The sequence below is a fragment of the Cysteiniphilum sp. genome (assembly GCF_057495195.1).
The window spans coordinates 1-9,629 of the sequence record NZ_JBXTEF010000098.1; the positions used below are offsets into that span (position 1 = coordinate 1).

The 9,629-nt window shown below is 38.8% G+C and carries 10 protein-coding genes; 6 read left to right on the plus strand and 4 right to left on the minus strand.

Going from position 1 to position 9,629, the window contains the following annotated elements; all coding sequences use genetic code 11:
• Window positions 1-55: 55 nt before the first annotated feature.
• From ACY10D_RS09090 to ACY10D_RS09100, 3 genes are read right to left on the minus strand one after another with little or no spacing between them, the layout of a single operon-like run.
• Window positions 56-1,078, minus strand: a complete 1,023-nt coding sequence (locus ACY10D_RS09090) for a hypothetical protein (protein WP_487000424.1) — start codon at window positions 1,076-1,078, stop codon at window positions 56-58.
• Complete coding sequence (locus ACY10D_RS09095; protein ID WP_192483594.1) at window positions 1,059-2,312, minus strand: HAMP domain-containing sensor histidine kinase; 1,254 nt, start codon at window positions 2,310-2,312, stop codon at window positions 1,059-1,061. The genes ACY10D_RS09090 and ACY10D_RS09095 overlap by 20 nt, the downstream gene beginning before the upstream one ends.
• 4 nt (window positions 2,313-2,316) lie before the next feature.
• A complete protein-coding gene (locus ACY10D_RS09100) occupies window positions 2,317-3,009 on the minus strand; it encodes a response regulator transcription factor (RefSeq protein WP_487000425.1) in 693 nt (230 codons plus the stop codon).
• Between the two features lie 156 nt (window positions 3,010-3,165).
• On the opposite strand from ACY10D_RS09100, the gene ACY10D_RS09105 reads away from it, so the two are divergent.
• The 4 genes from ACY10D_RS09105 (at window position 3,166) to ACY10D_RS09120 (ending at window position 6,378) form a co-directional block, all read left to right on the plus strand.
• The gene (locus ACY10D_RS09105) at window positions 3,166-4,116 is read left to right on the plus strand and encodes an SPFH domain-containing protein (protein ID WP_487000426.1); all 951 of its coding nucleotides are present in this window, start codon (window positions 3,166-3,168) and stop codon (window positions 4,114-4,116) included.
• A gap of 20 nt (window positions 4,117-4,136) precedes the next feature.
• Complete coding sequence (locus ACY10D_RS09110; protein WP_487000427.1) at window positions 4,137-4,565, plus strand: NfeD family protein; 429 nt, start codon at window positions 4,137-4,139, stop codon at window positions 4,563-4,565.
• 109 nt (window positions 4,566-4,674) lie between these two features.
• Window positions 4,675-6,093 carry a glutamate--tRNA ligase gene (gltX, locus tag ACY10D_RS09115; RefSeq protein WP_487000428.1) on the plus strand — a complete coding sequence of 473 codons (1,419 nt, stop codon included), beginning with the start codon at window positions 4,675-4,677 and terminating at the stop codon, window positions 6,091-6,093.
• Window positions 6,094-6,168: 75 nt separating this feature from the next.
• Window positions 6,169-6,378 (plus strand): hypothetical protein, encoded by a 210-nt coding sequence (locus tag ACY10D_RS09120; protein ID WP_487000429.1) that lies wholly within the window; start codon window positions 6,169-6,171, stop codon window positions 6,376-6,378.
• A gap of 7 nt (window positions 6,379-6,385) precedes the next feature.
• Here ACY10D_RS09120 and ggt read toward each other — a convergent pair whose 3' ends face one another.
• Window positions 6,386-8,089 carry a gamma-glutamyltransferase gene (ggt, locus tag ACY10D_RS09125; protein ID WP_487000432.1) on the minus strand — a complete coding sequence of 568 codons (1,704 nt, stop codon included), beginning with the start codon at window positions 8,087-8,089 and terminating at the stop codon, window positions 6,386-6,388.
• 273 nt (window positions 8,090-8,362) lie between these two features.
• Here ggt and ACY10D_RS09130 point away from each other — a divergent pair, with 273 nt between their 5' ends.
• Both ACY10D_RS09130 and atpB read left to right on the plus strand, forming a co-directional pair.
• Complete coding sequence (locus ACY10D_RS09130) at window positions 8,363-8,740, plus strand: ATP synthase subunit I (protein ID WP_487000430.1); 378 nt, start codon at window positions 8,363-8,365, stop codon at window positions 8,738-8,740.
• A 27-nt stretch (window positions 8,741-8,767) separates the two neighbouring features.
• Window positions 8,768-9,553 (plus strand): F0F1 ATP synthase subunit A, encoded by a 786-nt coding sequence (atpB, locus tag ACY10D_RS09135; protein WP_487000431.1) that lies wholly within the window; start codon window positions 8,768-8,770, stop codon window positions 9,551-9,553.
• The last annotated feature ends 76 nt before the right edge of the window (window positions 9,554-9,629 follow it).

The following is a 9,629-nucleotide window of genomic DNA, read 5'->3' on the forward strand; positions in this document are numbered from 1 at the left end:
ATTAACACAATAAATTATGGATTGGCAACTCGTAAACTTTATTTTTGATTATTATTCAACCCTTGATTCGCATAATAATAAAAGCATAAGCAAGAAAGGCTATGGTTTGGTCAGTAATAAACAGAGAGCTAAAGAATAAATTAATGCTTGTATCACTGCTTAAATGGAGCATCGTTAACAGTGTGATGGAGCTGACACAAAAGATCACAATAAGCAAAATGGCAAGCTGCGTTTTGAGCTTCTTGATGCTGGCGATATAGCAAATAACCGTTGCCAGTAAGAGGTTGATGGGAGCAGTTTGTAAAAACAGGTCAGGTGTTAAGTGATCACTGTAGTTCGCAAGCGCTTGGAACTTGATTTTATCTAGGTAAATGAATACCACGGTAATAATAATGGCAATTGCTGCTGTTTTGAAAAAGACGCGAGAATGGCGCATAAGATAAAAGATATTGATAAATAAATGATCGGTATAGCTGTGATATGCCGCTTTATATCGAATGTTTAAGTTGCAAAAAAGTAAGCTAACAGCGCTAAGAGTAATTAACATAGCGCAAAACAATAGAAAATAAGGACTATCAATGGCGTGGTTGTAGCTGTAGGTGGCATTGAAGAAGAGAGTGAGGATTACTGTTTTAATCGCATAAGTGATTGAGATGATAAAAAAACGATATTGCGTAGGGGCTGCTGCCCATAAATTTAAAATAATAACGACAAAGATAATATTGGCTAATGACATGGATACAGCAGAAAACAAAAGGCTCATAAAACTCAAGTGATAATAAAGTATCAGTATTGAGATGAATTGTAATACAAGGCAAATAACTAATAGGCGTTTGTGATCAAATCTTCTTGAAAAGATATTGAGAAAGGGCAACAAAAAAAAGCCGATTGAAAATAAGCTTACGAGCAAAAAATGATAGGTAGATGTGTACAGTCGACTGTTGTAATACACATCATTTAAGGCAATTTTTTGAATGATAAAAGCAGAATATAAGGTAAAAGCAACACCTGAAGAGATAAAGCAACAAAGCAGCAACAATACATTCAGCTGCCAAACTCTAGATGATAATCTGAACATTAAGTCCTCCATCTTTAGCATTGCTAACCTCTAATTTTCCTTGATGAATATCGATGATTTCTTTGGTAATGGACAGCCCCAAACCATTTCCTTTTTTTGTAGAAGATCCGGTGTAAAAAGGGGTAAATATATTATTTATTTCGTTTTCTGGAATACCAGGACCATTATCAAGAATATTAATGGCTAATTTTGGTTTGGCAGATTCTTGTAAATGAGTTTGTAAGCGGATGATTACCTCGGAGCCATGCTTTAGTCCATTGTTTATAATGTTATTAATCGCGCGCTTAAATGCAGGTCGCTTAAGATCAAGTTCTAAATCATCATCCATTTGATTGATAAGACGTACGCTTTTATTGTTCTCGATGTACTCGGCAATCAAATCATCAAAAAAATCACAAATATTAGTTTGTTCAAATTGAATGCCACTTAGCCAGTTTTCTTTAGAGAAAAGCACAAGATCATCAAGCATATGATTGATTTCATGAATATCACGCTGATCCTTAAGAGAAAGCTCACTTTGATCTTGTAAGCGACGCCCTTGAATACGTGCCAATGGCGTTCTAATATCATGGCAGGTCATTGCAAGTAGTTTGTTTTGATAAGTTAATACGTGATTAATGCGGTCTTGCATAAAGTTAAAAGTGTCAGCCGTTTCTTTGGCGAAAATGCCGTGTTTCATCTGGATAGGGGTGGCTTCAAGCCGTAGTCCCATGTCTTGCGCAAAACGCTGAAACTCAAAAAAAGGAATGCTCCATTTGATCTGAATAAGGAACAACAAGATAAATAAAAACAATACAGCAACAACAACGCCAAAGACGATACTTACAGGCGTGTTAAGTTGGAATTTTGAATAATAAACCACATTAAGCCAAGTACCGTTGCTATTTAAGAAACTTTCACATTTATGAATTGGCTTTTCAACTTTGGTTAAAAGTTGACTGATTCCTAGCGAGGTACATGAAGGAAAAGTAGAATAAAAAGCAAAGCGATCATGGATATAGTTATCTTCATTACCATCAATATTGGCAAGGTCGAATAAATTTAAGGTTGATATGTCGTTTTGTTTTGCTGGGTCATAGTTTTTAATTTCGGCTGAACGCTGAAAGTTGATCCCAGAATAAACATAATAACTTGAAGTGATAAATTGTAATAAAATCAAAAAAAATGCACAGCTTATGCCGATATGAAAAGCCTTCTTTTGACTACGGATGACTTTACGAAGGTTAATATTCATATCTTTAGTCTTTTAAATCAAATAAGTAGCCAGAGCCTTTAATCGTCTGTATATAGCTTGCACCATCTTGAGGGTTATTATCAAGCATTTTGCGTAGGCGACTAATGCGAATATCAATCGTGCGATCAAATTCTTCAAAGGGGCGCTTTAAGAGTGCTTCAAAGGTTTGCTCGCGCGAAACGGTTTCACCCCTGTGCTGATATAAGTACTCAAAGAGCTCATAAACAGCCGGTGTAAACTTGATCTCTTCACCATTAGGGTAGGTCAATGTGCGTTTATTGGGGGAAATCACCCAATCATTTGTTTCAATCGCACCATGTGTACTATTACTCGTATTGCCGCGACGGCGCAAGACTGTTTTGACACGCACAAGCACCTCACGTGGATTAAAGGGTTTGCTAATATAATCATCCGCGCCAACTTCAAGTCCTAAAATGCGATCAAATGCTTCTCCAGCTGCCGATAAGAAGATCACAGGTATGCCAGATTTTTTTCTTAGCTCACGGCAGATTTCAAGGCCATCGATTTTAGGCATCATCACATCAAGTATCACCAAGGAAAAATCACGTTTTTGAAAGTCATCTAAAAAGGTTAGACCATCTTCAAACACTTCAGTATCAAAGTGGTGTTGTTGAAGGTAGCTAGCAAGACCTTCGCGAATGTCTCGTTCATCATCAATAATTGCAATAGTATCCATAAGCAAACATATATCGTACATGATTGTGATCTTTAGTGTAGATGGTTTTTTATGGTTGTAAAACAAATCAAGGTGATTTACTTACAAATGCTTGGAAAATCAAGTGAAAATGACTACACTCTCTAAGTGAAATATCGATTTACAGGAGTATTAAAAATGGCACTTCACTCATTGATTCCTATCGTGATTATTGTTTTAGCGATTGTATTTGTTTTTGCCTCAGTCAAAGTGGTACCACAAGCATCAGAGTTTGTGGTTGAGCGCTTTGGGCGCTACTATAAAACCTTGCATCCGGGGTTAAATATCATTTTCCCATTGATCGATCGCGTGCGTAGTCGCGTGAGTTTAAAAGAGACAGTGCTTAATGTCAGAAAGCAGGAAGTGATTAGTCGCGATAATGCCAGTGTCCAAGTCGATGGTGTTGCCTTTTTCCAAGTGCTTGATGCTAAGAAAGTCACGTATGTCATTAATGATTTACCATTGGCATTGGAGAACCTAATCATGACGAACATCCGTACGGTTTTAGGTGGAATTGATTTGGATGAGATGCTATCGAATCGTGACTTTATGAATGCTAAGCTATTGTCAGTTCTAGATGAGGCAACGGATCCGTGGGGTGTTAAAATCGTTCGTGTTGAGATAAAAGATATTACTCCGCCGCGCGATCTATTAGACGCAATGGCGCAGCAGATGAAAGCAGAGCGTGAAAAGCGCGCTGAAATCTTACGAGCTGAAGGGGTGCGTCAAGCTGCCATATTAAAGGCTGAAGGTGAGAAACAATCCGAGATTCTTGCCGCGGAAGCACAAAAAATGAAACAAGCGTTAGAAGCCGAAGGTTATAAAGAAGCGCAATTTCGTGAAGCTGAAGCGCGTGAGCGGACAGCCCAAGCCGAGGCAGTTGCGACTGAGACGGTTTCTAATGCGATTGCTAAGGGGGATATTCAAGCAGTTCAATACTTTGTTGCATTAAAGTATATTGAAGCCGTTGGTGCTATTGCGTCATCGGATAATAGTAAAACGATTATGATGCCATTAGAAGCATCTAATATCATCGGTTCTGTTGGTGGGATCAGTGAGTTGTTAAAGTCAATGCAGGTTAAAGCATAACAAATTAAGGTGGAGAGAGTATGTTATATTGGCATTGGTGGATTTTAATGGGGATTTTGCTGATTATTGAGATTTTTACTTTAACGATGTTTTTCTTGTTTTTTGCGATATCAGCCCTTTTGCTGGGGGTGATTATGTGGTTTTATCCTGAACTGCCAATCAATTGGCAATTGTTATTTGCTGGTATTTTTGCATTAAGTTCGATGTTGTTGGGTTATTATGCCTTAAAGAAGCGCAAGCAAAAAAACAATATCGAGCTTGATGTTAATGATCGCTTAGGGCGTTATATTGGTAAGATTGTAGTGATCACACAAAGAAGCCACTCAGGTGTTGCTAAGGCAAAAATTGGTGATACTGAATGGCGTGTCTTGGTCGAGGATGCCAAGGTTGGTGATGAAGTTGAAATTTTAGAAGTTAAATCAACCAGTTTTATTGCTAGAAAGATCTGAGTAAAGCAATAACATCATGGTTTATTCAGAAAGTGTTTTCCAGTAAACTAGTCAGCGTTTTTTTGATTGAAGATAAACTAAATTTAAATTAGGGTAAATAGGTAAGCACGTGACTAAAAGAGTAAAAACGCGTTTTGCCCCGAGTCCGACGGGGTATTTGCATGTTGGTGGGGCAAGAACCGCACTTTTTTCGTGGGTTTATGCACGTAAAAATAACGGTGAGTTTGTACTGCGTGTTGAGGATACTGACCTTGAGCGTTCAACACCGGAAGCTGTACAGGCAATTTTAGATGGCATGGATTGGTTAGGATTAGATGCCGATAGTGCGCCATACTATCAAACTGAACATTTTGATCGTTACCAAGAGGTTATTGATGAACTTTTAGCAGAAGGTAAAGCATATCGCTGCTATTGCTCGCGCGAGCGTTTGGATCAATTAAGAGAAACGCAAATGGCGAATAAACAAAAGCCTCGCTATGATGGGCATTGTCGCCACCTTGATGCTGGTGAGCAAGATATTTCAAAGCCTCATGTCATTCGTTTTAAGAATCCAGAAGAAGGTGCGGTGAGCTGGGTGGATGCAGTGAAAGGCGAAATCACGATTGCCAATAGTGAGTTGGACGATTTAATTATCAAGCGCTCAGATGGTGCGCCGACATATAATTTTTGTGTGGTTGTCGATGATAGCGATATGCAAATTACCCATGTGGTGCGTGGCGATGATCATATTAATAATACGCCACGTCAGATTAATTTATATCACGCCTTAAATGCCGAGGTGCCTGTATTTGCTCACGTGCCAATGATTTTAGGCGATGATGGCAAAAAACTCTCCAAGCGTCATGGCGCGGTGAGTGTGATGCAATACAAAGAAGATGGTTATTTGCCGCAAGCACTGATTAATTACCTTATTCGTTTAGGATGGTCGCATGGTGATCAAGAAGTCTTTAGCATGGGTGAAATTTTGGAATATTTTGAGCTAGATGATATCAATGCCTCAGCGTCAGCGTTTAATACAGAGAAATTAAACTGGCTTAATCAGCATTATATGCGTCATTTGCCAACACAAGAAGTTGCAAAAGAGCTTATTTATCACTTTCAAACTCAAGGCTTAGATGTTAATAATGGCCCTGCTTTTGATATGCTTATTCCGGTGATGGCGGAAAAAGTAAAAACGTTAAAAGAATTAGCTGAGCAATCTGCTTATTTTTATCGCGACTTCGATGAGTTTGATGAAAAGGCTGCCGCTAAACATTTAGTCAAAGGTGCAGCCAGTGTGCTGCTGCATGTTAAAAATAAAGCTGAGGAATTAAATGATGAGAGTTGGCAAGATGAAGTTGCATTGCATCATTTATTAAAGGACACAGCCAGCGAGTTAAATCTAGGTATGGGCAAAGTTGGGATGCCAGTGCGTGTTGCGGTAACCGGCTCTGGGCAATCGCCTGATATTGGATTAACACTGAAATGGCTTGGTAAAGAACGTGTTATATTACGTTTACAAAAAGCGATTGATTTCATTGATCAATAAGATATAACACACTGGACACAGCCAATAATGCTCGGCATACTTAACGCTCAAACAGGGTTGGTGGAGATGTACAGTATGTTGGTAAAAAGATTGGATAAAATCACTATTTATGCGCTTTTTATTGGAATAGTTGCCATTGTTTGTGCAATGATCTTGGCTTATTACTTTCCGATATTGAAGAAATCACAACTTGTGATTTTACTTGGTGAAGTCACGATAGTCATTCCGTGGCTTGTGTTTATCATCTGCTTATTATTGTCACTTTTTCAGAACTCAAAGCATTAGAAAATTATTAATAACCAAGCGCTAAGCCACCAGGTCGACGAGGGTCAGCAGCGCCATACACATAACCATTTGCTTTCATGACGGATTCAGCAGCACCCATCGCTGATTTTTTAACGACTTTGTTGCCCATTTGTTCAAGTAGGGTTACGGTATCTGGTGAGATACCATCTTCAATACGAATTTCTTCTGGCCATAATTGACTGTGAATGCGTGGGGCGTTAACCGCGCTTTGCAGATTAAGCCCATGATCAATTACATTCAGAATCACTTGTAGCGTTGTCGTGATAATGCGACTACCGCCAGGTGACCCTGTGGCAATATAGGGCTTCCCGTCTTGATTAAGAATAATTGTCGGTGTCATTGAGCTTAACGGACGTTTGTTTGGCGCAATGCTATTGGCTTTGCCTTGGATAAGTCCAAAAACGTTTGGCTCACCTACTTTAGCAGTAAAATCATCCATTTCATTATTAAGCAATACCCCTGTACCAGGAACCACGATGCCATTGCCATAGGAGTAATTCAATGTGTAGGTGTTGGCAACCATATTGCCGTCTTTGTCAACGATACTATAATGCGTTGTTTGATTGCTTTCTAAATCTTCCGGTTTGAGTGTCGCAATGTCTTTGCTTGGTATGTGTTTTGTCAGATCAATTTTATCAGCAATAGCTTTGGCATATGCTTTGGAAGTTAGTTTTGACAAATCCATTTTAACGAAATCAGGGTCTCCAAGATCACTGTTGCGATCATTATATGCATAGCTCATCGCATTACTCATTAAATTGATGGTTTTAGCACTGTTTAGTCCATATTGTGCTAATGGAAAGTTTTCTAAGATATTAAGAAGCTCGATAAGTATCACGCCTCCAGAGCTTGGTGGAGGCATTGAGTAAATAGTGTATCCGCGATAATTTCCTTTAACGGGTTTCATTTCTTCAATGTGGTAATTTTTAAGATCATCTAATGTGATGAGTCCTGCATTCTTTTGCATTGCATTTGCAATTTTCTGTGCAATCTCTCCTTGGTAAAAGGCTTTTTTGCCATTTTTAGCAATAAGTTTAAGGGTGTTGGCTAGGTCCTTTTGAATTAACCGGTCACCAATTTGGTAGTTGGATCCGTCTTTTTTATAAAATATCGCGCGTGTTGCTGCGTGTTTTGATAGCCATGGTTTGGCGTCAATCAGTGACTGGTAAAGTGTGCTATCAATAATAAACCCATGCTCTGCAAGCTTTATTGCAGGTTGCATAACTTCTTTTAATGTCAGCTTGCCATATTTTTTCTGAGCGTCAATAAGGCCGGCAACTGTTCCTGGAACACCGGATGCTAAATAAGTCCCAGAGATCAGATTTCTGTCAACTTGTCCCTTATCATTTAGATACATGTTAGCGGATGCACGCGAGGGTGCTTTCTCACGATAATTAATTGCAATAGCCTTGTGTTTGTCATTAAGCCAAATAATCATAAAACCACCACCGCCAAGATTTCCAGCTTTTGGCAAGGTGACGGCTAAAGCAAAGCCAACTGCAACGGCAGCATCAACGGCATTTCCCCCTTTTTTCAGGATGTTTACACCTACTTGAGTGGCTAGGGATTGTTGTGTTGAGACCATCGCATGGGTTGCAACAATGGGATAGGCTGTTTGATCGCCTTCTTGCAGTGCGGGTAATGCTGTTAATCCGTGTGAGGTAAATATACATAATATGAAAAAAAACATACGAATAGTTCGTTGCATAATGATCTCCTTTTCTCTTTTTACTTGTTGTTGAAAGCGCCACATCAGTGTAAAGGTTTTAATGATACATTTCGATACTAATAACTACCAATCATACATGTTTGTAGTGTGTGTTATAAAAACACTTTAATTTGCTTGAAAAGCAGTCGTGTGCTTGTGTTAATAGCCTTTACATAAAAACAACACTTTTCGCTTGCGCCGATAGCTTACGCTCTATATACTGCTTGGCGTAAAATTAAGGGATAAAATCTAACGATGCTAGCAAACCGAAAACTATATAAAAGGCACTTTTTTGCTTTCCAAATGATCCTTGTGATCCTAGGGAGCTTGCTATGTCTTTTATGGGGTAAAAGCTATGCCGTTGGTTTCCTGTTAGGCTCGTGTTTGATGTTTGTAGCCAATGTTATCTTTTTATTACGTCTTTTTTTGCGCAAAGCGCAATATCATCCTTTCAAAGAAGTGTGCATTTTATATGCCTGTGAGTTTGCAAAATTAGTTATGGTTGCTGTGGGCACTGTGTTAATTGCAATTTATGTACAACCGAAGTTTCTGCCGTATATTGCGGGGCTTTTGGTATTGCAGCTGGCAATGTGGTTTATGCCGCTTTTTATGAAGTTAACCCATTTAAAATAAACCCTAAACGAATAAGAGAAGAGTGATATGGCAGGAGAAAGCTTAACTTCTTCAGAATATGTAAGACACCATCTTCACCATTGGCAGGTGAGCTTGGGCGATTCTTCATTCTGGACGCTAAACTTAGACACCCTTATAGTCAGTATTGTATTGGGCGTGTTTTTCTTAAGCTTAATGTATTTAGCAGCAAGAAAAGCAAGTTCAGACACCCCAGGTAAGTTCCAAAATGGAGTTGAGCTGATATGTGAATGGATCGATGGCGCAGTAGCTGACACCTATCATCATAAGCGTGACTTTGTTACCCCGCTTGCGATTACGATCTTCGTATGGGTGTTATTGATGAACTTTATGGATCTGATTCCAGTAGATTTGGCAGGGCGTTTAATCGTATGGTTTGGTGGTTCGTCTGAAGCATACTTTAAGATTGTACCAACTGCTGATCCTAACTTAACCTTTGCGTTATCATTGAGCGTCTTTATTTTGATTATTGGGTATAACCTGAAGGCGAAAGGTGGCTTTGGTTTGCTAAAAGAGATCTTAAGTGCACCATTTGGTATCTGGGCTTTCCCATTAAATATCGCTTTTAGAATTATTGATGAAGTCGTTAAGCCGTTGTCATTATCACTGCGTTTGTACGGTAACTTATTTGCAGGGGAGCTGATCTTTATCTTGATTGCTTTATTGCCGTGGTGGATTCAATGGACATTGGGCGGATTATGGGCGATTTTCCACATCTTAGTTATCGTGATCCAAGCGTTTGTATTTATGATGCTAACAGTGGTTTATTTAAATCTTGCACAAGATGACCATTAATAAGAATTAAGAATTAAGAATTAAGAATTAAGAATTAAGAATTAAGAATTAAGAATTAAGAATTAAGAATTAAGAA